General features: G+C 63.8%; 19 protein-coding genes and 1 tRNA gene. 6 read left to right on the plus strand and 14 right to left on the minus strand.

Translation table 11 applies throughout. From position 1 onward, the window contains the following. Nucleotides 1-68: 68 nt before the first annotated feature. The 5 genes from MRBLMU1_RS10235 to MRBLMU1_RS10255 all read right to left on the minus strand — a co-directional run bounded on the left by MRBLMU1_RS10235 (nucleotide 69) and on the right by MRBLMU1_RS10255 (nucleotide 5,419). Complete coding sequence (locus MRBLMU1_RS10235) at nucleotides 69-1,271, minus strand: acyltransferase family protein (protein ID WP_363500495.1); 1,203 nt, start codon at nucleotides 1,269-1,271, stop codon at nucleotides 69-71. Nucleotides 1,272-1,383: 112 nt separating this feature from the next. After that, complete coding sequence (locus tag MRBLMU1_RS10240) at nucleotides 1,384-1,884, minus strand: VOC family protein (protein ID WP_363500498.1); 501 nt, start codon at nucleotides 1,882-1,884, stop codon at nucleotides 1,384-1,386. A gap of 78 nt (nucleotides 1,885-1,962) precedes the next feature. After that, nucleotides 1,963-2,706, minus strand: coding sequence for a LytR/AlgR family response regulator transcription factor (locus tag MRBLMU1_RS10245; RefSeq protein ID WP_363500501.1), 744 nt, complete (start codon nucleotides 2,704-2,706; stop codon nucleotides 1,963-1,965). Further along, nucleotides 2,694-3,776 carry a sensor histidine kinase gene (locus tag MRBLMU1_RS10250; protein ID WP_363500504.1) on the minus strand — a complete coding sequence of 361 codons (1,083 nt, stop codon included), beginning with the start codon at nucleotides 3,774-3,776 and terminating at the stop codon, nucleotides 2,694-2,696. The genes MRBLMU1_RS10245 and MRBLMU1_RS10250 overlap by 13 nt, the downstream gene beginning before the upstream one ends. A gap of 8 nt (nucleotides 3,777-3,784) precedes the next feature. Next, nucleotides 3,785-5,419, minus strand: coding sequence for a Na+/H+ antiporter (locus MRBLMU1_RS10255; protein WP_363500507.1), 1,635 nt, complete (start codon nucleotides 5,417-5,419; stop codon nucleotides 3,785-3,787). A gap of 117 nt (nucleotides 5,420-5,536) precedes the next feature. On the opposite strand from MRBLMU1_RS10255, the gene MRBLMU1_RS10260 reads away from it, so the two are divergent. From MRBLMU1_RS10260 to MRBLMU1_RS10270, 3 genes are all read left to right on the plus strand, one after another. Further along, nucleotides 5,537-5,612 (plus strand) — tRNA-Gly (locus MRBLMU1_RS10260). Between the two features lie 279 nt (nucleotides 5,613-5,891). Next, nucleotides 5,892-6,863, plus strand: coding sequence for a chemotaxis protein (locus tag MRBLMU1_RS10265; protein ID WP_363500510.1), 972 nt, complete (start codon nucleotides 5,892-5,894; stop codon nucleotides 6,861-6,863). A 92-nt stretch (nucleotides 6,864-6,955) separates the two neighbouring features. After that, nucleotides 6,956-7,537: a DJ-1/PfpI family protein gene (locus MRBLMU1_RS10270; protein ID WP_363500513.1), complete on the plus strand. Its 582-nt coding sequence runs from the start codon at nucleotides 6,956-6,958 to the stop codon at nucleotides 7,535-7,537. On the opposite strand, the gene fghA is transcribed toward MRBLMU1_RS10270, so the two are convergent. Then, nucleotides 7,527-8,387: an S-formylglutathione hydrolase gene (fghA, locus tag MRBLMU1_RS10275; RefSeq protein WP_363500516.1), complete on the minus strand. Its 861-nt coding sequence runs from the start codon at nucleotides 8,385-8,387 to the stop codon at nucleotides 7,527-7,529. The two genes, MRBLMU1_RS10270 and fghA, sit on opposite strands and share 11 nt — an antisense overlap. Nucleotides 8,388-8,473: 86 nt before the next feature. Here fghA and MRBLMU1_RS10280 point away from each other — a divergent pair, with 86 nt between their 5' ends. Together MRBLMU1_RS10280 and MRBLMU1_RS10285 are read left to right on the plus strand one after the other, a co-directional pair. Next, entirely contained in the window at nucleotides 8,474-9,661 is a 1,188-nt protein-coding gene (locus MRBLMU1_RS10280; RefSeq protein WP_363500519.1) for a cation:proton antiporter, read from the plus strand. Beyond that, nucleotides 9,662-10,780, plus strand: coding sequence for a YbdK family carboxylate-amine ligase (locus MRBLMU1_RS10285; RefSeq protein WP_363500522.1), 1,119 nt, complete (start codon nucleotides 9,662-9,664; stop codon nucleotides 10,778-10,780). It begins immediately after the preceding gene. Between the two features lie 149 nt (nucleotides 10,781-10,929). Here MRBLMU1_RS10285 and MRBLMU1_RS10290 read toward each other — a convergent pair whose 3' ends face one another. Together MRBLMU1_RS10290 and MRBLMU1_RS10295 are read right to left on the minus strand one after the other, a co-directional pair. Continuing rightward, a complete protein-coding gene (locus tag MRBLMU1_RS10290) occupies nucleotides 10,930-11,934 on the minus strand; it encodes a gamma-glutamyl-gamma-aminobutyrate hydrolase family protein (RefSeq protein ID WP_363500525.1) in 1,005 nt (334 codons plus the stop codon). A gap of 66 nt (nucleotides 11,935-12,000) precedes the next feature. Then, complete coding sequence (locus MRBLMU1_RS10295) at nucleotides 12,001-12,912, minus strand: LysR family transcriptional regulator (protein WP_363500528.1); 912 nt, start codon at nucleotides 12,910-12,912, stop codon at nucleotides 12,001-12,003. A gap of 265 nt (nucleotides 12,913-13,177) precedes the next feature. On the opposite strand from MRBLMU1_RS10295, the gene MRBLMU1_RS10300 reads away from it, so the two are divergent. Further along, nucleotides 13,178-14,128, plus strand: a complete 951-nt coding sequence (locus MRBLMU1_RS10300) for a DUF4105 domain-containing protein (protein ID WP_363500644.1) — start codon at nucleotides 13,178-13,180, stop codon at nucleotides 14,126-14,128. A gap of 152 nt (nucleotides 14,129-14,280) precedes the next feature. On the opposite strand, the gene MRBLMU1_RS10305 is transcribed toward MRBLMU1_RS10300, so the two are convergent. Genes MRBLMU1_RS10305 through MRBLMU1_RS10330 form a run of 6 tightly spaced genes read right to left on the minus strand, consistent with a single transcriptional unit; the run spans nucleotide 14,281 to nucleotide 20,368 of the window. After that, nucleotides 14,281-14,982 (minus strand): ABC transporter ATP-binding protein, encoded by a 702-nt coding sequence (locus tag MRBLMU1_RS10305; protein WP_363500531.1) that lies wholly within the window; start codon nucleotides 14,980-14,982, stop codon nucleotides 14,281-14,283. After that, complete coding sequence (locus MRBLMU1_RS10310; RefSeq protein ID WP_363500534.1) at nucleotides 14,975-15,700, minus strand: ABC transporter ATP-binding protein; 726 nt, start codon at nucleotides 15,698-15,700, stop codon at nucleotides 14,975-14,977. The genes MRBLMU1_RS10305 and MRBLMU1_RS10310 overlap by 8 nt, the downstream gene beginning before the upstream one ends. Continuing rightward, nucleotides 15,693-16,700 carry a branched-chain amino acid ABC transporter permease gene (locus MRBLMU1_RS10315; protein WP_363500537.1) on the minus strand — a complete coding sequence of 336 codons (1,008 nt, stop codon included), beginning with the start codon at nucleotides 16,698-16,700 and terminating at the stop codon, nucleotides 15,693-15,695. The genes MRBLMU1_RS10310 and MRBLMU1_RS10315 overlap by 8 nt, the downstream gene beginning before the upstream one ends. After that, nucleotides 16,697-17,569, minus strand: a complete 873-nt coding sequence (locus MRBLMU1_RS10320; RefSeq protein WP_363500540.1) for a branched-chain amino acid ABC transporter permease — start codon at nucleotides 17,567-17,569, stop codon at nucleotides 16,697-16,699. The genes MRBLMU1_RS10315 and MRBLMU1_RS10320 overlap by 4 nt, the downstream gene beginning before the upstream one ends. Nucleotides 17,570-17,585: 16 nt before the next feature. Beyond that, a complete protein-coding gene (locus MRBLMU1_RS10325) occupies nucleotides 17,586-18,749 on the minus strand; it encodes an ABC transporter substrate-binding protein (protein ID WP_363500543.1) in 1,164 nt (387 codons plus the stop codon). A gap of 20 nt (nucleotides 18,750-18,769) precedes the next feature. Beyond that, nucleotides 18,770-20,368 carry a class I adenylate-forming enzyme family protein gene (locus MRBLMU1_RS10330; protein ID WP_363500546.1) on the minus strand — a complete coding sequence of 533 codons (1,599 nt, stop codon included), beginning with the start codon at nucleotides 20,366-20,368 and terminating at the stop codon, nucleotides 18,770-18,772. Nucleotides 20,369-20,449: the final 81 nt, after the last annotated feature.

Consider the following 20,449-nt stretch of genomic DNA (forward strand, 5'->3'; position numbering starts at 1 on the left):
CTCAGGAAGCACGTAGGGCAGATTAGGCGGAACGCCGTAATCGGCCCCACGTGGTTTAGTGGCTTTTATCACACCGTGGCCGCTTCCGCCTGGTAGCGATCCTGAACCTTGGCCGGCCGCCGACCCAACCCGAACAACGGCCGCAGGACTCCAATCCGCCGCACCACCTCGAACACCCCGAAGCTGATGCAAAACGTCAGCACGACCAGTATCAAGCCCTCGGTCACCGGCGCCAGTTTGAGCGGCTTGAAGCTATGCGCCATGGTAACGATCAACGTCTGGTGCAGAATATAGACCGGGAACACCGCCTCGGTCAGATACCGCCGCTTGGCGCTGTCGAACGCCAGATGGCGATGGCCGAACCCGCAAACGGTCAGTATCGGCACCCACTGGCACAGGCAATAAACCATGCGCATCAGCGGCTTCCACTGGGCAACGGCCGGCGACGCCGCCTGCGCCTCGGGGATCGAGTAGTAGCAAACGATCGCCGCCCAACTTGCCAGCCACAACCCCAGATTGACCCAACGCAGCTTTTCCACATTCGCCCAGAATCCGCTCTGCATCGCCAACATGGCGCCCAGCAAAAACAGGTAGAAGGAATGCGCATGGTTGTACCAGTCGTCGAACAGTCCGTGCGTGGTCGGGAAGCTATCGGCCAAGGTAAAGCGCGCGATCGCCAGCCCGATCACCGGCAACACGATGATCTTCCAGCCCGTCAACAGCCGGCCCAGCGCGTTGGACCAGGATTGCAGGCGCGGACCGGCCAGCCAGGCGATGCCCCCGATCAGCATCGTATACACCCACAGGTACGCGACAAACCACAGGTGGTTCCAGGTCGGCATGTCGAGGCAGTCGTCGCCACGGCAAAATCCCTTGTAACTGGTGATGTACAAATGCATGAATTCGCCGTAGCCGCCCTTGTAGGCCACTTTTTCGACCACTTCAAGGTAGGACTGCGGCGGCACGATGACCAGCATGCCGAACACCAGCGGCACCAGCAGGCGCCAACTGCGTTGCCTGAGCAGCGCGCCGACGCGGATTTTTTTCAACATGAAGGCGCTAGCGACGCCGGAGATCATGAACAGCAATCCGAGCCGCCAGGGCGAGGACAGTATCATCAGCGGTTCGATGGCGTGGCTGGCGTCGGGGCTTTTGACATGCCAGTCCCACGTTACGTAGTACATGCCGGTGTGGTACAGGATTAACAGGAAAAACGCGAAAATGCGTATCCAGTCGAGGAAGTACAGGCGGTTGTTGTCGGGGTTGTGCATTGCTGGCTCTCGTCGTAAGGGTGCGATGGAGCCAGTTTAGGTATGGCGCCCCGCGCCCGTCCAGCGCGATGGGGCGAAGCGGGATGCCGCCGGGGCGAACCGGTTTTACGGGCTAGGGGCCGGCGTAGGCTTTCTTCAGGCCGGCGATATCGAGTTTTTTCATTTGCAGCAGAGCGGTCATGACGCGGTTGCATTTTTCCGGGTCCGGGTCGATGATCATCGACGGCAGTATGGTCGGCACGACCTGCCAGGACAGCCCGAATTTATCCGCCAGCCAGCCGCAGGCCTGGGCTTCGGGCGCGCCGCCTTCGGACAGGCGTTCCCAGAAGTAGTCGATTTCGTCCTGGCTTTCGCAATTGATCTGGAACGATACCGCAGGAGAAAACTGGAACTGCGGGCCGCCGTTCATCAGGGTGAAACGCTGGCCGTCGAGTTCAACGGCAACGGTCATGACGGTGCCAGCTTCGTGGCCGTGGTGTTCCTTGCCGGCCTCGGGGTAGCGCGAGATTTCGCAGAGTTTGGCGTTGCGGAAGATGCTGACGTAGTACTCGGCCGCTTCTTCCGCCCGGTCGTCGAACCAGAGACATGGGGTGATCTTTTGAAGACTATGCATGACTGAGCTCCTGATCGTTGATGGTGGCCGTTCAAGGCTAGCAGGATGGGGCGCGGTCGGGCGCACGACTGGGTCGGCCTAGACGATGCCGCCCGCTTGCAGGCGCTCCATCAATTCGGTGCGGTATTGGCGAGAGCAGGGGACGCGGGCGCCGCTGCGCAGTATCAGTTCGCAGTCGCCTTTGTCCAGCGGCTGGACGCTGCGTATCCAATCCAGTTGCACCGCCGCGCGGCGGTGGCAGCGCAGGAAGCGGTAGCCCAGCTTTTCAACCAGTCCGGCGAGCGTTTGGCGCATCAGCGGATCGCCGTCGGCCGTGTGCAGGACAACGTAATTATCGGCCGTCTCTATCCACTGTATCTGTTCGATCTTGACGATGCGCGTGCCGCCGCGCTCGGGCACCAGCAGCTGGGTGATGGCCGGCAGCGGCTCCAATGAGGCGGGAGGTGTCGGCGCCGCCGGCGCCGTGGCGTCCAGCCGCTCTCGCACCCGCCGCAACGCCCGTTGCAGCCGCTGTTGGTCATAGGGTTTGAGCAGGTAGTCGATGGCGTTTGCGTCGAAGGCGCGGATCGCGTATTCGTCGTAGGCGGTGACGAAGACCACCAGCGGCGCCGGCGATGGCAGCGAGGCGGCGACATCAAGCCCGCTGATCTCCGGCATCTGGATATCGAGCAGCAGCACGTCCGGGGCGAAGGCGGGCAGCCGTTCCAGCGCCTCGACGCCGTCGCGCGCCTCCTCGATGGCGCCGATGTCTGGCTCCAGTTCCAGCATGCGGCGCAGTTTGTCGCGCGCGGGGCGTTCGTCGTCGACGATCAGTATTCGCATGGCAATCGGCATGGCAATCGCATTTCCGCCCGCACGCCGGCCGGCGCGAGCTGTATCAGGTTGAAGGATGCGCGCTCGCCGTACAAGCCGGCCAGGCGCTCGCGCAGATTGCGTACGCCTATGCCGGATGCGTGCTCGCTCTTCACGTCGGCCCCGGGCAGCACCCCGGCGTCATCTTCCAGCCCCACCACGATGACATCCCGCTCGCGGGTGACGGAGATGCTGATCGCGGTGCTTTGGCGCCGCCGTTCGACGGTATGCTTGAAGATGTTCTCCAATAGCGGCTGCATGCTCATGACCGGGACCGGGCAGGCCAGCAGCGAGTCGTCGACGTGCCAGGCGATGTGCACGCGGTCCGAAAAGCGCTCGGTCATCAGCGAGGCATAGCCGCGCAGCAGTCGCAGCTCCAGTTCCAGCGGCACCTGGTGCTGCTCGCCCACGTCGAGCGTGGCGCGCAGAACGTCGGCCAATTGGATCAGCATCGCGTCGGCACGCGCGACGTCGTTGTGCATCAGCGACGAGATGGTGTTGAGGGCGTTGAACAGGAAGTGCGGTTGCAGCTGCTGCGTCAGGCGAAGCAGCTGCGCCTCCCGCAGCGAGGCGTTGATACGCTCGACCCGCAGCTTTTCGTTCAGCATGGCGTGATACGACAGCACGCCGAATGTGATGGTGGCGAAGATGAAGAAGAATACCGTCATCTTCACGTCCTCATACAAATATACCTGCGGCCACGCGTGGTGTTTGTACGTGTCCCCCGCCAGGCGGTAGACCACGTGCCGGATGCCGAAGGCGATCGGCACGAAGGCCAGCCAGTAGACCGGCAGCCACACGAGCTGGCGGGAGAACCAGCGCAGCGGCGACGAGATCAGGTGGTCGTACCTGCGCGTGAAGTAACGCTGCAGGATGAGCAGCACCGTGCCGGTGAAGGCCGACGAGGTCTCCCACAGTATCGGCTTCCACACGCCGTGATCATTATCGCGCAGGTATTCCTGCACCGCCGTGGTGGTCATCAGCAGCCAGAATAGTATCCAGGCGACCGCGATGATGGTTTGGGTGCGTGTCGGTCGCATGGCGGCTCTTAGCGGTAGCGCGTTTCCATCAAGTCGATCTCGCGTACCAGCTTGCGCGAAATCGCGTCGGAGATGCGGTCGGTGCGCGCGAGCTCGAACACGGCGCGCCGTTCGGCCGCCAGCGCCGCCAGCCGCAGCTCGTTCTCGGCGTGGTCGGTCTTGCGCCACGCCGAATCGTCATCACGGTCGACCTCATTGAGCTTATGCTCATAGAACGCGATCACGCGCGCCGCCGCCTGGGGATAGACCTCCGGGTCGACGCAGCTTTCCGCTTCCATCAGCGAGACCTGCGTTTTCTCGATGGCCTTGATGGCCGCATTGGCCGCTTCGCGGCGCGCCAGGTCTTCCTCCTGCTGTTCTTCCGGCTCGGCCGGGAAGGTCATGCCGGCCAATAGCCGGGGCAGGGCGATGCTGGCGGTGAGCAGCGAAATCAGGATCACCGAGCAGGCCAGGAAAATGACCAGCGCGCGCGCCGGAAACGGGGCGCCGTTCGGCAACGCCAACGGCAGGGTCAGTACGCCAGCCAGGGTGATGGTGCCGCGCGCGCCGGCCAGCGTGGTCGCCAGCAGCAGGCGCGGATTGATCTTCTGTCGCTCCTGGTGGCGGATCTTCTGCTTGAAGATGGTCAGCCGCAGCGACGCCCACACCCACGCCATGCGCAGTGCCAGCAGGCCGGCGGTGATGGCGAAGGCGTAGACCAGCAGCCACCAGGGATTCAAGCGCCCGCTTTCCATGATCGACAGGCTGGCGCCGCGGAAGATGTCCGGCAGCTGCTCGCCGAGCAGCACGAACATCACGCCGTTGAGCGCGAACTGCACCGTGTCCCACACGGCGGAGCGCTGGATGCGGGTGTTGGCCAGCGCGTGGCCGCTCAATTCCACGTAGCTCATCGTCACGCCGGCGGCGACGGCGGCCAGGATGCCCGAGCCGTGCAGCCGCTCGGCCACCAGATACGCGCCGAACGGCAGCAGCAGATTGACCAGGATCGGCGAGCCCACCGGTTCGCCAAAGCGGCGCGACAGCCAGCGCTGCGCCCATGTCACGACTAGGGTGACGCCGACGCCGGCGCCGATGCCGGCCACCACCAGCCAGACGAAGGTGATGGCGGCCGTGCCGATCGAGAAGCTACCGGTCATCGCGGCGGCGACGGCGAAGCGGAAGCACACCAGGCCACTGGCGTCGTTGAGCAGCGATTCGCCCTCCAGGATGTGCATCAGGCGTTTGGGGATGGGCGCGTTGGAGGCGATCGAGCTGACGGCGATCGGATCGGTCGGCGAGATGATGGCCGCCAGCGCGAAGGCGACCGGCAGCGGCATGGCCGGAATCAGCCAGTGGATCAGGAAGCCGGCGCCGACGACGGTGAAGATCACCAGGCCCAGGGCCAGCTCCAGGATGGTGCCCTTGTCGCGCAGCAGGCCGCTCTTGGGAATGCGCCAGCCGTCGAGGAACAGCAGCGGCGGCAGGAAGGCGAGGAAGAACAGCTCCGGTTCCAGGTCCACGCCGTGCGACGACTTGGCGGCGATCAGCGCGCCCAACGCGATCTGCACCAGCGGCAGCGGTATCGCTGGCGGCAGCAGCCGCTTGATATAGGCGCTCGCCACCACCGCCAACAACATCGCCAACACAACTTCGATTGAATCCATTCCCATCCTTTTCCATTGCAAATCGCTATCAAGCTTACACTATCGCCCGTCCCGGAAAAAGTTGGCCGCGAGCACTGGTCAAGCGGGAATCTTTCTGTCATAATCTGGCCTCTCCAAGCGGGAGTAGCTCAGTTGGTAGAGCGCAACCTTGCCAAGGTTGAGGTCGAGAGTTCGAGACTCTTCTCCCGCTCCAGAATTCCAGTGTGACCGCCGACTGCGGCCCGGCTCACCAGCAAAGAAATAGTCATTTGGCGAGCTCATTCGCTTTCAAAAAGAAACCCTAGGGTTTCTTTTTTTATTGGCAATGTTTCGCCACTCCCCGACCCACAACCGTTGTATATCGTGCTTTAAATCAATATCCTGACGTCCAAAATGTGACGCGAGGGTGTTGCTCCCGCTATACTGGAAACGCAATGTAAGCCAAGCCCGCCGTGGGCCTTTTCCTATCAGCGGACCCAGTGGAGACCAATTTATGAAATCAGTTCAGCAGGAAGTGGATGAGCGCAGTAATTTAACAAATTCCAACAAGTTCGAACTGCTGCTGTTCCGTTTAGGCGGCGACGCCAACGGCCAACACTCCGAGTTGTTTGGTATTAATGTCTTCAAAATCCGCGAGATCGTCGCGATGCCGGAAGTAACCGCTGTGGCCGGGTCCCCGCCACACATGCTGGGCGTCGTCAATCTGCGCGGTCAAATCATTACGGTGCTCGATTTGCCGGGCATCGTCGGTGTGACCCCAAAAACCGGTCTGAATATCATGTTGGTCACCGAATTCGCGCGCACCACGCAGGCGTTCGCGGTCGAATCGGTCGATGAAATCGTGCGTCTGGACTGGAGCCAGGTGCTGACCGCCGAAGGCACGGCCGGCGGCAAAGTGACCAGTATCGCGCGCGTCGACGGCGACGTGCAGAACACCCGCCTGGCGCAGGTGCTCGACGTCGAAACCATTTTGCGCGAATTGGTGCCGCCGGAAGGCAAGGACATCGATCCGGAAACCATCGGCCCGAAAGTGCTGTTGAAACCGGGCGCCGTGATCCTGGCGGCCGACGACTCGGTGGTCGCGCGCAACCTGATCGAAAAGGGTCTGGACGCGATGGGCGTCCACTTCATCATGACCAAGTCGGGCAAGGAGGCGTGGGAGCGCCTGCAGCACATCGCCGACGGCGCCAAGGCCGAAGGCGTGGCCATCACCGACCGCGTGGCCATGGTGCTGACCGATCTGGAGATGCCGGAAATGGACGGCTTCACGCTCACGCGCCTGATCAAGCAGGACGCGCGCTTCTCCAAGATTCCGGTGGTGATCCACTCCTCGTTGTCGGGCAAGACCAACGAGGATCACGTCAAGGGCGTGGGCGCCGACGCGTACGTGGCCAAGTTCTCGGCCGAGGATCTGGCCGGCACCATCCGCACCGTCATCGCCAAGGCCGCCGGCGCCGCAGCCTAAGCGTCCGCGAACAAATCAGGGTAGTATCGAAGGGCCGCGACGGCAACGTCGCGGCCCTTTTTCCATTTAACCCGTTCTCGAAAGGACATACCGTGGCAGCTAAGAAAATTCTGTTTCTGACTGGCGATTTTGCGGAAGACTACGAGACCATGGTGCCGTTCCAGGCATTGCAGATGGTTGGACACACGGTGCACGCGGTCTGCCCCGGCAAGCAGTCCGGCGACACCATCAAGACCGCGATTCACGATTTCGAAGGCGACCAGACCTATACCGAAAAGCCGGGCCACCTGTTCGCCCTCAACGCCAGCTTCGACGACGTCGACGTGGCGAAATACGACGCGCTGATGATCGCCGGCGGCCGCGCGCCCGAGTACCTGCGCCTCAATCCGCGCGTGATCGCCATCGTGCAGGAGTTCGCGGCCGCGTCCAAGCCGATAGCGGCGGTGTGCCACGGCGCCCAATTGCTGGCGGCGGCGGAGGTCATTCGCGGCAAAAAGATCTCATGCTATCCGGCCTGTTCGCCGGAAGTCAAACTCGCAGGCGGCGAGTACGCCGACATCCCGGTCGACCAGGCGGTCACCGACGGCAATTTCGTCACCGCGCCCGCGTGGCCGGCGCACCCCGCGTGGCTCGGCCAGTTCCTGCGCGTGCTCGGAACCGAAATCAAGCTTTAACGAGGTTGCGCGCGTGGAAGCGGATGTGGTCTTCCATGAACGTCGAGATGAAATAGTAGCCGTGGTCGTAACGCGCGTGCCGCCTCAGTTCCAGCGGCTGCGCGGCGGCGCGGCAGGCTTCCTCGAACGCCTCCGGATACAGCTGCTCGGCCAGGAATTTATCGCCCAGTCCCTGGTCGATCAGGATACCGGCGGGGAAGGGCGTTTTCAGACCGGCCATCAATAAACTGGCGTCGTACCGCGCCCACGCGGCGGTGTCGTCGCCGAGGTAGCCATTGAACGCTTTTTGGCCCCATGGGCATTTCGACGGCGCCGCGATCGGCGCGAACGCCGACACCGAGCGGAATACGTCCGGCCGTTTCAGCGCCATCGTCAGCGCGCCGTGGCCACCCATTGAGTGGCCGAAGATGCCCAGACGCGCGCCATCGACCGGCAGCTCTTTCACCACCAGTTCGCGCAACTCGTGGATATAGCTGTACATCCGGTAGTGCCGCGACCACGGTTCCTGTGTGGCGTCCAGATAGAAGCCGGCGCCGACGCCGAAATCCCAGCTGTCCGTTTCACCGGCGACACCGGCGCCGCGCGGGCTGGTGTCGGGCGCGATGAGGATCAGCCCCGCCTGCGCCGCCGCGCGCTGGGCGCCGGCCTTGATCATGAAAGTCTCTTCGTTGCAGGTCAGGCCCGCGAGGTAGAACAGTGCCGGCATGCGGGTTTGATCGGCATTCGCGCCGTCCGCGCGCTCCGGAATGAAGACCGAAAAGCGCATCGGCAGGCCGATCTCGCGCGAGTCGTGGCGGTAGAAACGCTGGGTGCCGCCGAAGCAGGCGTGTTCACTGATTAGTTCAAGCATGTGGTTTTCCTATGTTCCCTAGCGAACAGTCGTGGTGCGGTTTATCGGCCATAATAATCGAAGTATGGTTTACAGAGGAGAAGTACATGCCGGATATTCAGGTCATCATGGCCGAACTAGGCTGGCCACTCGCGATCGCGCTGGCTTGGTTATCGGGAGAATTCCTGCATCGCTGGACACGTCTGCCGCGCATCAGCGTCTACGGCATCGTCGGTTTCTTACTGGCGCAGATATTCCCGGCCGCGCTGAGCAGCGGCGCATCGAGCACCGTCACCACGCTGGCCAACCTGGCCTTCGGACTTATATTGTTTGAATTTGGCTACCGCATCAATTTGCGCTGGCTCAGGATCAATCCATGGATCGCCGTCAGCGGCCTGGCCGAATCGGCCGCCACTTTCGGCGTCGTTTATCTGATTGCACATCTCACCGGCATGCCGTCGCTGACGTCGTTGCTGCTCGCGTCCTTGGCCATGTCGACATCGCCGGCCGGCGTGCTGCGCGTGATCAATGAGCAAAACAGCTCAGGCCAGGTCACCGAGCGCGTGCTGCACCTGGTGGCGATCAACTGCGTGCTGGCGGTGTTCGTGTTCAAGGTGGTGGTGGGCTTCTGGGTGTTCCAGACCTCCGGCAGCTTGCCGCAGGCGATCTCGCACAGCCTGATCGAACTGGTGGTGTCGGCGGTCATGGGCGCGTTGATGGGCTTTATGGTGCCCGCCTTGCTGCGCCGTCTGGGCGCGCTGGCGCAGGACGGCACCGTCGCCTTCGCGCTCGGCGTCGTGCTGCTGGTGGCCGCCGCCGGCGCGTTTGAAGTGTCGCCGGTGCTCGCCACATTGACCTTCGGCCTGGCCGCGCGCCACAGCCGCGTCGCGTTCAGCCGCACCGAGCGCAACTTCGGCGGCATCGGCGAGCTGCTGACGGTGCTGCTGTTCGTGTTCGCGGTCTCCACCCTTGAGTGGGAGCGCGTGGTCGACGGCGCGGGCCTCGGCATCTTGCTGCTGCTGGCGCGCTTCCTGGTCAAGACGACCAGCGTGGCGGTTTTCGCCAAGGTGGGCGGCATCTCATGGCGCAAGGGCGTGCTGACCGGTGTCGCGCTGGCGCCGATGTCGGTGTTCGTCACGCTGCTGCTCGAACAAACCAAATACATGGGGATCGTGCTGGTCGACGAACTTGCGGCGCTGGCGGCGATGACGCTGCTGCTGGAGGTGGTCGGACCGATCGTCACGCAACGTGCGCTGATCTGGGCCAACGAAACCCAGGTCAAGGAGGAAAAGTAAATGCCATTAGAACCATTCAACACATCGCAACCGCTGACGATGGGCGTGGAGCTCGAGCTCCAGCTGATCAGCCTTTCGGATTACGACTTGACGGCGTCCAGCCCGGACCTGCTGCACCTGTTGGGACGCAAGCCTTTCCCCGGCAACGTCACGCCGGAAATCACCGAGAGCATGATCGAGATTAACAGCGACGTGCACACCAATCACACCGAACTGGTGGCGCAGTTGCAGCTGATCCGCGACACGCTGGTCACGGCCGGCGAGCAGCTCAACATCGGCATCTGCGGCGGCGGCACGCACCCGTTCCAGAAATGGTCGGACCGGAAGATCTTCTCCAAGCCGCGCTTCAAGGAGGTGTCGGAGCTGTACGGCTATCTGGCCAAGCAGTTCACGATTTTCGGCCAGCACGTGCACATCGGCTGCGCCAATGGCGACGACGCGCTGTTCCTGCTGCATTCGCTCAGCCGCTACGTGCCGCACTTTATCGCGCTGTCGTCATCGTCGCCGTACGTGCAGGGGAACGACACCTTGTTCAATTCCGCGCGTTTGAATTCGGTGTTCGCGTTTCCGATGAGCGGACGCGCGCCGTTCGTGCAGAACTGGGCCACCTTCGAGAACGAGTACTTCGCCAAGATGGAACACACTGGCGTGATCAAGAGCATGAAGGACTTTTATTGGGATATTCGTCCGAAGCCGGAATTCGGCACCATCGAGCTGCGGGTGTGCGACACACCGCTGACGGTGGAGCGGGCGGCGGCGCTGGCCGTGTACCTGCAATCGCTATGCAGCTATCTGCTGGAGCGCCGGGAAGAGGCGCCGGCCGAGGATGACTATCTGGTGTATAACTACAACCGCTTCCAGGCTTGCCGTTTCGGGCTGGATGGCACGTTGGTGCATCCAAAGAGTTACGAGAGCCTGTCGCTGCGCGAGGATATCCTGACCACCTTGCGCAAGATGGAGCCGTATGGCGCCAAGCTTGGCGCCACCGCCGGCCTGCAGCATCTGATGCAGGTCACGCATGAGGGCAGCGACGCGCATTATTTGCGGCAGCAGTTCGATCGTAGTGGTAGCGCAGAGGGCATGGTCGACGCCGCGATCCATCGATTCCGTGGCCGTTGACAGTGTCGTTCACGGTAAACACGTAGGGCGGATTAGCGAAGCGTAACCGGCCATGGTTGCGCCGCCGACAGCGCATGCATGGCCGATTACGGCGTTCCGCCTAATCCGCCCTACGTGTCTCGGTGGTCACGCGGACGGCAATTTCGATGCTAAAACCGCGTCTCCCGCGCCACGCGCAGGAAATTATCCAGAATCGCCGTGCAGTCGAGCAGCTCGACGCCGCCGGCGCTGTGGAACTCCGGGTGCCACTGCAAGCCCATCACAAACGGCGCCTTGCGATACCGGATCGCCTCCACCATGTTATCGGGCACCGACAGCGCCTCGACCACCATGTCGCGGCCCAAGGTCTTGACCGCCTGATGGTGGATCGAATTGACCAAGCCCGTCTGATGCCCCTTGAACAGCTTGCTCAACGACGACCCCGCCGGGAAACTGATCTCATGCCGGTTGCGGTCGTACTCGTCATTCACGTGCGCCAGCGAATCCGGCACGTCCGACGCAATATCCTGGTACAAGGTACCGCCGAACGCCACATTGATCAGCTGACACCCACGGCAAATCCCCAGCACCGGCTTGCCGGCCTCGACGAATTCGTGCAGCAGTTCCAGTTCGTACATGTCGCGCGCGCGGTCGCCGCCCCATTCGGGCCGGGTCGGCGTTTCCGAATAGCTCTGCGGCGAGACGTCGGCGCCGCCCTGCAGCACCAGGCCGTCAAGGTGGCGCGCGTAGTCGCGCAGGCGGATGTTGGAAGGGTGCAGCAGCCCGTCGGTGTTGACGGTCGGGATCATGAACACCAGCACGTCGCGCGACATGACCCATTGCGCGATCGATTCCTCCAGATATTGCAGGTTCTTGCTGCGCAGGCCCTTGGCGCCGGCTTCCGGGTGGAAAATCCGCGCCGAGACCCCGATGTGCAGCGGCCGCTGAATGATGTGGCGCGTGACGGAGGCGGCAACCCGGCGGTAGCGCGCCATGATGACCCGGCCCCACAGGCTGAAGACGTTGTCGCCCGGATCGAGGTAGCGGGGCGTGCCCACTTCGGGACGCGTCGAGCGGCGCTCGTGGTCGCTCGCGCGGCGATGCGGCGTTTCCTGCACGTGCACGTCTTCTGGCGGTACGTCTATGATGTCCTTATCGTCCGGCCCGGCACTCATGCTGTCCCTCATTCACTGTTGACATGATGCCAGTGTGCCATACACCGGCGTCGGCGGTCGCCCGCTTCACAAATCCTTACAACTGTCGGACTTCACGAAAGCGAGGAAGGCGTCGGCGAACCCGGCCACCAGGGGATCGGCCTCGCGCAGGCAGACCAGGCCGACGGACGACAGTAGCTTGCCGTTTGCCAGTGGGACGAAGCACACGCCCACCGGCGCCATCAACCGCATGCACTCGGGAACGATAGCGATGCCCAGGCCGGCCGCGATCAGGCTCAGTTGCGACGATTTGCGCGACAGCGCCCGGGCAGGTATCGGAAAGAAACCCTGTTCCAGGCACAGGTTGGCGACCAGGTAGCTGAGGCCGCCCCTGTCCTTGTGCGGGATCGAGATGAACTGCTCCTTGCTCAGGCTGGCCAGTTCGACGTTGTCGAGCGCGGCCAGCGGCGAGTTGTGCGACACGGCTACCATCAGCCGCTCGGTCGACACCTCGCGCACGTGGATGTGCGGATACTTGCGCAGTGTCGGCAGGCGGATCAGGCCGATGTCTGCGCGGCCTTCCTCGATATCGAGCGTCTGGTTTTCCGAGGGCGCCATCGACACTTCCAGCGTCACGCCCGGAAATTGGTCGAGCAGCCGGCCGATGGCGCCGGTCATGGCGGGCGTCAGGATCACCGAGCTCGAATGCTGCAGCCGGATCACGCCGCGCGCGCCGAGTCCGACCTGGCGCGCCTGCACCACCGTGTCGTCGATGTCGTCGAGGATGCGCTTGCCGCGCTCGAAGAACAGCTGGCCGGCCGGCGTCAGTTCGATATGGCGCGAGTCGCGCGTCAGCAACTGCGTTTGCAGCTCGTCTTCCAATTCCTTGATCTGGCGGCTCAGCGCCGACTGGGCCACGTACAGCTTTTCGGCCGCGCGCGAGTAACTTCCTGCCTCGACGATTTCAACGAAGTATTTGAACTGTTTAAGCGATATCACCGTGTATGCCGTTTCGAGATAGATGGCCGCCGTATTTGATATTGGCTCGAATGGGGCGGCGCCGTTAAAGTGAAGCGTCTCTTCTTCATTTACGGAACCGCCATGTTGGAGCTTATCGGAATAATCGGCATGGTATTGAGTATTGCAGTAAAACTGATATGCGTCCAGATCGGGTGCGGCAGCGGCAAAGACGAACACGAGGATTGAGTGGCAGCCCATATAATTGGGCATGAATAAAAATAGTCTTCTTGTCGCGTTTCGCGTGATGGCATCGGTCGTGCTGTCGATATTGTCGATCTGGGGCGGCATGGCGCTCTGGTTTCAGCTACCGGCGCTACGCTTGCCGGCCGTGGTGGCGTGGGGTGTTGGCGCCATCGTCACACTGGTGCTGTGGTGGCGCAAGCGCGACGCGCGCGTGGCGCTGCCCTGGCTGGCCGGAATGATCGCGCTGATGGCATGGTGGAGCACCTTGCAGCCAACGCACAACCGCGTGTGGGCCGACGACGTGTCGCGCATGGTCACCGGGCAGGTGGCAGGCAGCGTGGTCACCCTGGACCAGGTGCGCAATTTCGACTGGCGTAGCGATACCGATTACACGCAGCGCTGGGAGGCGCGCAGCTACGATCTGGATCGACTGCGCTCGGTCGATGTGGCCATGTCGTACTGGATGGGGCCGGCGATCGCGCACACGCTGGTATCGTTCGGCTTTGCCGACGGGCGCTATCTGACGTTTTCCATCGAGATCCGCAAGCAGCGCGGCGAGAGCTTCGACGCGATCGCCGGGTTTTTCAAGGGGTTCGAGACGGTGCTGATCGCCGCCGACGAGCGCGACATCCTGCGGGTGCGGACCAACGTTCGCGGCGAGGACATGTATTTGTACCGGTTGAAGATGCCGCCCGAGGCGATGCGCTCGTTGTTCCTGGCGTATTTGGACGAAGGCGCGAAGCTCAAGCGCGAGCCACGTTTCTACAATACGCTGACGGCCAACTGCACCACGATCATATTCGAGATGGCGCGGCGCATCGATCCAGGATTGCCGTTCGATTGGCGCTTGCTGGCGTCGGGGTATCTGGACCGGTATTTGTTCGATATCGGCGCCTTGGCGGGCGGGCAGGATTTCGAGACGCTGCGCCGGAACGCGCATATAACGGAACGCGCCCGCGCCGCCGACCAAGCAGAGGATTTTTCAGCACGGATAAGGGCCGTCGCCCAATGAAAATTGGCCCGGGACCCACAAAAAACACCGGAAACACGTAGGGCGGATTAGCGAAGCGTAATCGGCCATGCATCCGTGGGCGGCGGCTCATACATGGCCGATTACGGCGTTCCGCCTAATCCGCCCTACGTGTCTCCGGAGCGGAGCTTATTTCACCGCGCGAAATACAGCTCGTTCACCCGATCAAGGCTGACCTCGGCCGCGCGCTGCGACAGCACGACCTTCCCACTCTGCATCAGATACACATGATCGGCGATCCCGATCGCCAGCTCCGTGTTCTGCTCCACCAGAATAATGGTTCGCCCGCCGGCTTTGAGCCGCTCCAGCGTCTCGAACACCTCATTGACAATCACCGGCGCCAATCCCAGCGACGGCTCGTCGACAATCAACAAGCGCGGTTCGGACATCAACGCCCGCGCCATCGCCAGCATCTGCGCCTCGCCGCCCGACAGCGAACCAGCCAACTGCGCGCGCCGCTCGCGCAGACGCGGAAACATCAAGTACGACTTCTCCAGTCGCGGCTTGACATGCGCCCGATGCGAAGGATGAAAAGCCCCCATGATCAAATTCTCCTCCACGCTCATATCGCGGAAGATCAAACGGTCCTCGGTGATCAGCGCCACGCCATGGTCGGCCATATGCCAAGTCGGCGTTCCGTTCAACCTTTCGCCGTCGAGGCGGATCTCGCCGCCGTTCACAGGCAGCAGTCCCATGACCGTGCGCAGCAGCGTAGTCTTGCCGGCGCCGTTGGGTCCGATGATGGCCGTCAGTTCGCCGGCCCGCGCGCGCATCGACACGTCCCACAGCACGTTGATGGCGCCATAACCGGCGCGCACCCGTTCCAGTTCAAGCATCGCCCGCTCCCACGGCGGCGCCCGTGTAACTGCGCATCACCTCGGGATCGCGGAAGACGGCACCCGGCGTGCCATCGGCGATCACCTGCCCGAAGTTGAGCACCACCACGCGCGCGCACAAGGCGTTGATGGTCTCGATATCGTGCTCGATCATGATGATGCCCACGCCAAAACGCGCATGCATCTCCCTGAGCATTTCCATGAAGCGGCGCTTGCCGGTGGTTTCCAGTCCTGCCAGCACTTCGTCGAGCAGCAGCAGCTTGGGCGACGTCGCCAGCGCCTTCGCCACTTCCAGCGCCTTCAACTCGGTCAGCGACAACTCCGTGGAGGCATCGCGTGCGGCCTTGTCGGTCAGGCTGGTGAACTCCAGGATCTCGTCGATCTGCCGCGTGTCGATCTTGTCGGCGCCGAAACGCTGGGCGACGATCAGGTTCTCGCGCACCGTCAGTTCATGCATCGGCTGCGGCACCTGGAAGGTGCGGCCGATACCCAGCCGCGCGCGCCGGTACATCGGCGTGCGCAGCACGTCGTGCCGGTCGAAACGGATGCTGCCGCCCGTCGTGCGCACCAGCCCCGATATGGCGTTGAACAGCGTGGTCTTGCCGGCGCCGTTGGGCCCCACCAGTCCGACCACGTCGCCCGCGCCGACGTTGAGCGTGACGTTGTTGACCGCCGTCAGGCCGCCGAAGCGCACCGAGAGGTTGTTCAGTTCAAGCATGGTCGTTCCTTCCTGGCTTGGATGCGGGCTTGCGCGGCGACGGCAGCAACGGCAGCAGACCGGTGGGACTGAAGATGATCATCGCGACGAGCAGGCCGCCCAGCACCAGTTGATGTCCGGTGGGGATCAGCGCCTTGAATACCAGTTGATCGAGCAAATACACCACCAGCGCGCCGATCACCGGTCCGGTAATGGTGCGGTAGCCGCCGAAGATGGCGGCGACGATGGGCAGCGTCACCCAGACGCCGTTGAAGGCGTAATCCGGCTCGAGAAAATTCAGGTAGTGGGCATTGAACGCGCCCGCCACGCCGGCCATGAAGGCCGAGACCATCAGCATCAACCCTTTGAGCAGCGTGCTGTTGACGCCGACCACGCGGGTGGCGTCCTCGCTGCCGTGCATGGCGCGCAGGGCGAGGCCGTAGTGGCTGGTGCGGATGGCGCGGTAGGCCAGCGCGAACAGTAGCACGATGGTGAGGATGACCAGATAGGCGACGGTCTTGCCGCCCATGGCAATGCCGAACGAGTTCGGTGGCGGCGCCGGCAGCAGCGGGATATTGCCGATGCCGCCGGAGCCGCCCGTCACCGAAGTCCATTCGGTGGCGACGATGCGGAAGATGTGGGCGTACGCCAGGATCGCCAGCGCGAAGTAGGGACCGCGCAGGCGCAGCACGGGCAGCATCGCCAGCGAGGCGGCCACCGCGCCGGCGCCGCCCAGCGCCATCCCGGCCGCCACCGGCAGCCCCGCCTTGACCGTGACGATGGCCGAAACGTAGGCGCCGACGCCGAAGAACGCGCTGTGGCCGAAGCTGACCATGCCGCCCAGATTACCCAGCAAGGCCCACGACAGCGCCACGCAGCCGATCACCAGCGCCGCGACGATCAGGCTCATAATGTACTGGTTGGCGCCGAGCAGCAGCGGCACGGCGCCGTAGCCGACCGCCAGCAGCGCGATGCGCAGCGGCCAGCCGCGCACCGCCGCCAGTGCGAGCGGCCCGCTCATCCGCGCCTCCGGCTGGCGCCCATCAGGCCATTCGGCATCGCGAACAGCACCAGCAGGAACAGCATCATGCCGGCCAGCTCCTGCAGGGCGGAACTGGCCAGGGTGACGGTCAGCGCCTCGGCCACGCCAAGCAGCACGGCGCCGAGCAGGACTCCGGGAATCGAACCCACACCCGCCAGCACGGTGATGATGAAGGCTTTGACGGTCAGCGCGCTGCCGTACGCCGGCTGGATCACGCCGTAGCTGTACAGCGCGACGCCGGCGAATCCCGCCAGTATGCCGGCGACGATGAAGGACGCCAGTTCCGTGCGCGCCGGCGGAATGCCCATCAACTTGGCCGCCTCGCGGTTGCTGGAGACGGCGCGCAGCGCGCGGCCGTACCAGCTGCGCGACAGCCACCACCACAGGCCGGCCATCAGCACCAGGCTGACAATGAAGAACACCGCCTCGCCGCGCATGCTGTACAGCGGGCCGACGACGAAGGCCTCCTGCAGCCAGTTGGAACTGGTCGAGCGCACATCGGCCTTCCAGATCAGCAGGATCAGGTTCGTCATGATCACGCCGATGCCGAAGGTGAGTATCAGCGAGTTGATCTCGCGGTCCTTGCGGATGCGGCTGACGACGCCGTACACGCCGGCCGACGTCAGGCTGACGACGATCACGGCGATCGGAATCGCCCATGCGGGATTGAGTCCCAGCCCGGATTCCACCGTGTAGGCGATGTAGGCCGCCAGCAGCACCAGCTCCCCGTGGGCGAGATTGATCACCCGCATGGTGCCGAACACCAGCGCCAGTCCCAGCGCGATCAGCGCGTAGGAGCCGCCCTGGAGCAGGCCGGAATACAGCGCCTGCAGTATCAGGTCGGTCATGTGCAGCGGCCCGCGCTTACCACGGTTTGCCCGGATAGATCATCTTGCCAGTGGCGTTGGACGCCGGCCAGACGATGACGATGTTCTTGCCCTGATGTTGGGCCATGCGGTGGACGAAGTTCAGGTTGTCGCCGTTGGCGCCGAACTGCACGCGGCCGATCAGCGTTTCGCGGTCGGTCCTGCGCAGCTCCTCGGCGACGCCGCCTTTTTTAACCGTGCCCTTGTCGGCGGCGCGGGCGATGGCCTCGAACAGCAGCATCGATTGCACGTAGCCGAACTGGCCCAGGTAGTCCGGCTCCTTCTTGTACAGCGCCTTGTAGGCGCCAGCGAAAGCCTTGCCGTCGGCCGTGTCGAATGTGGCGGGGAAGGGCAGCAGCGCGGTGCCGTACACATTGGGCATCAGGTCGGGGAATTCGGCCGCCATCTTCGGCGTCGCCAGCGACCACACGCCGATCAGCGCCTTGACGGGCGGCTTGAGCACGCGCGCCGCGCGCAGAATGCCGACATAGTCGTTCTCGTAGCCGACCATCAAAATCACTTCGGACTTGTCCTGTAGCCGGATCTTGTTGATGATCGGCTTGAAGTCGGTGATGGCGGGGTCGAACGAGTGCGCGGTAGCCTTCACGCCCTTGGCGGCCAGCGCCTTTTGCACCGAGTTGGCCAGGTCCGAGGTGGCTTCCTTGGTCGAGAAGACGATGGACACGCTCTTGGCGCCCATCTCGGCCAGGGTGCCGAGGACGGCTTTTTCGTAGCCGGCGGTGTTATTGATGCGGAAAAAATTCTTGCGGCCGCTGTTGACCAGGTTGTCGTCGACGCCACCGGAGGTGATGTAGGGCAGTCCCAGTTTGTTGGCCGCGTCGGAGGCGGGGGAGATGTTGTTGGAACCGTAGCCGCCGGTGATGGCGATCGCGCCCTCGCTGGCCAGTTTCTCGACCGCCGCCACCGCCTTTGCCGGCGCCGACTCGTCGTCGATGGTGACGATCTTGATCTTGTGTTTGCCGTTGTTCTTGTTGAAGACATCGGCGGCGACCATCACGCCTTCCTGCATGCCGGCGCCCACCCGCGCCAGGGTCCCGGTCAGCGGCAGCTGCGCGCCAACGACGAACTCCTCCGCCTGTGCGCGGAACGCGATTGCCGCCATCAGCACCGCGAGCGACGCGGCCATCGTTATTTTTCTCATGACTGTCTCCACCTTTCGGGTTACTTTTGTGCCAGTTGCCGCAGCCGTCCTTTCAAGATCTTGCCGGTCGTTGCCGCTGGCAGTGTTTGCATCGCGATGATCTCCGACGGGCATTTGTAAGGCGACAGCCGGCCCGCCAGGTACTGCTGTAATTGTATGGTCAACTCCGCGGTCGAACCGCTGTGGCGCGGATCGAGTTCGACGAAGGCGACCACCTCCTCGTTGCCGTCGCCGTCGTTCGAATCGCGGCCCACCACCGCCGATTGCGTCACCGCCGGATGGGCGTTCAGCACCGTCTCCACTTCCAGCGGATAGACGTTGAAGCCGGAGCGGATGACCAGCTCCTTGGTGCGGCCGACGATGAACAGCGCGCCGTCGGCCTCCTGGCGCGCCATGTCGCCGGTGTTGATCCAGCCGCCGGGCCGCATCGCCGCCGCCGTCATTTCCGGCTCGCGGTAGTAGCCCAGCATGATGTTAGGGCCGCGCACCCACAGCTCGCCGTCGGCTCCCGCCGCCACATCGGCGCCAGCCTTGTCCACCACGCGCACCTCCACGCCCGGAATCGCCATGCCGACCGAGGCGTCGCCGCGCGGCGCGTCGAGGCGCGTCTGGCTGACCGTCGGCGAGGTCTCCGTCATGCCGTAGCCGTTGTGCAGCGCCACCCCCAGCAGGCGCTCGACCTGCGTTTTCAGGCTGGGCGACAGTGGCGAGCCGCCCGCATAGGCGAAGCGTAGCCGGTTTTCCAGCCGGCGCGGTTCACCGTCGTCGCCGGTCCCGAGCTTTTCGAGCAGGCGCGCGTACATCGCCGGCACGCCCTGCAGGATGGTCAGGCCATCGTCGCGGATCGCCGCGATCAGCGCCTCGGGCGTGAAGCGCGGGCACAGATACAGGCAGGCGCCAGCGTACAAGGTGCCCAGCATGACCGAGGCCAGTCCGTAGACGTGCGTGATCGGCAGCACCCCGTAGGCGCGGTCGTCCGGCGTCAGGCCGCGCAGCGTACTCGAAATGGCGGCGATGAACAAGAGGTTGCGGTGCGTGAGCATCACGCCCTTGGGATTGCCGGTGGTGCCGGTGGTGTAGATCAGCGCCGCCACCTGGCGCCCGGACGAGGCATGCGGCGCTTCCTGCGCGCCGCCGGCGTTCAGCGCGCCGATCATCCACGGGACGTCGCCGAATGGCGGCTGCGACGGCTCGGCGCCATGGCGTTGGCCGTGGGCCGTGGTTTCAGGGGAGGCCGGCATCGATGTGTAGATCACGCGCCGCGCGCCGCTGTGGTCGAGGATCTGGTCCACCTCGCGCGCGGAGAGGCGGCCGTTGACGTGGACGATCCAGGCGTCGATGTCGGCGGCGGCGAAGGTCAGCACCACTTGCGCGACGCAATTCTCGCCGACCACCATCAGGCGGTCGCCGGCGCGCACATCGAGCCGGCGCAGCAGCCTGGAAGTTTGATCGACCGCCGCCGCCAGTTGCGCGTAGCTCCAGTACCGCCGGCCGTCGTGCAGCGCCGGCGCGTCCGGCGCGCGCGCGGACCAGCGGCGCGGAATGCCGCTGATGCGGTCCGGCAGCGATGTCAGCACCTGCTCGACGTCGATATCGGCGTTGGCGCCTATCCTGTTCATCCGGCCCGCGCCGGCGTTTTCTGGTCTCTTGTCATGGTCTCCCTCTCGGAAGTCCCCAATGTGCCGATTCGGCCGGACCCT

Source organism: Burkholderia sp. LMU1-1-1.1, from assembly GCF_040675865.1.
Classification (GTDB): Bacteria; Pseudomonadota; Gammaproteobacteria; order Burkholderiales; family Burkholderiaceae_D; genus Rugamonas.

Coding starts and splice junctions, on each gene's coding strand:
- MRBLMU1_RS10235 (WP_363500495.1), bottom strand. CDS start 1,271: ATGCACAACCCCGACAACAACCGCCTGTACTTCCTCGACTGGATACGC.
- MRBLMU1_RS10240 (WP_363500498.1), bottom strand. CDS start 1,884: ATGCATAGTCTTCAAAAGATCACCCCATGTCTCTGGTTCGACGACCGG.
- MRBLMU1_RS10245 (WP_363500501.1), bottom strand. CDS start 2,706: ATGCGAATACTGATCGTCGACGACGAACGCCCCGCGCGCGACAAACTG.
- MRBLMU1_RS10250 (WP_363500504.1), bottom strand. CDS start 3,776: ATGCGACCGACACGCACCCAAACCATCATCGCGGTCGCCTGGATACTA.
- MRBLMU1_RS10255 (WP_363500507.1), bottom strand. CDS start 5,419: ATGGATTCAATCGAAGTTGTGTTGGCGATGTTGTTGGCGGTGGTGGCG.
- MRBLMU1_RS10265 (WP_363500510.1), top strand. CDS start 5,892: ATGAAATCAGTTCAGCAGGAAGTGGATGAGCGCAGTAATTTAACAAAT.
- fghA (WP_363500516.1), bottom strand. CDS start 8,387: ATGCTTGAACTAATCAGTGAACACGCCTGCTTCGGCGGCACCCAGCGT.
- MRBLMU1_RS10280 (WP_363500519.1), top strand. CDS start 8,474: ATGCCGGATATTCAGGTCATCATGGCCGAACTAGGCTGGCCACTCGCG.
- MRBLMU1_RS10285 (WP_363500522.1), top strand. CDS start 9,662: ATGCCATTAGAACCATTCAACACATCGCAACCGCTGACGATGGGCGTG.
- MRBLMU1_RS10290 (WP_363500525.1), bottom strand. CDS start 11,934: ATGAGTGCCGGGCCGGACGATAAGGACATCATAGACGTACCGCCAGAA.
- MRBLMU1_RS10300 (WP_363500644.1), top strand. CDS start 13,178: ATGGCATCGGTCGTGCTGTCGATATTGTCGATCTGGGGCGGCATGGCG.
- MRBLMU1_RS10305 (WP_363500531.1), bottom strand. CDS start 14,982: ATGCTTGAACTGGAACGGGTGCGCGCCGGTTATGGCGCCATCAACGTG.
- MRBLMU1_RS10310 (WP_363500534.1), bottom strand. CDS start 15,700: ATGCTTGAACTGAACAACCTCTCGGTGCGCTTCGGCGGCCTGACGGCG.
- MRBLMU1_RS10315 (WP_363500537.1), bottom strand. CDS start 16,700: ATGAGCGGGCCGCTCGCACTGGCGGCGGTGCGCGGCTGGCCGCTGCGC.
- MRBLMU1_RS10320 (WP_363500540.1), bottom strand. CDS start 17,569: ATGACCGACCTGATACTGCAGGCGCTGTATTCCGGCCTGCTCCAGGGC.
- MRBLMU1_RS10325 (WP_363500543.1), bottom strand. CDS start 18,749: ATGAGAAAAATAACGATGGCCGCGTCGCTCGCGGTGCTGATGGCGGCA.
- MRBLMU1_RS10330 (WP_363500546.1), bottom strand. CDS start 20,368: ATGAACAGGATAGGCGCCAACGCCGATATCGACGTCGAGCAGGTGCTG.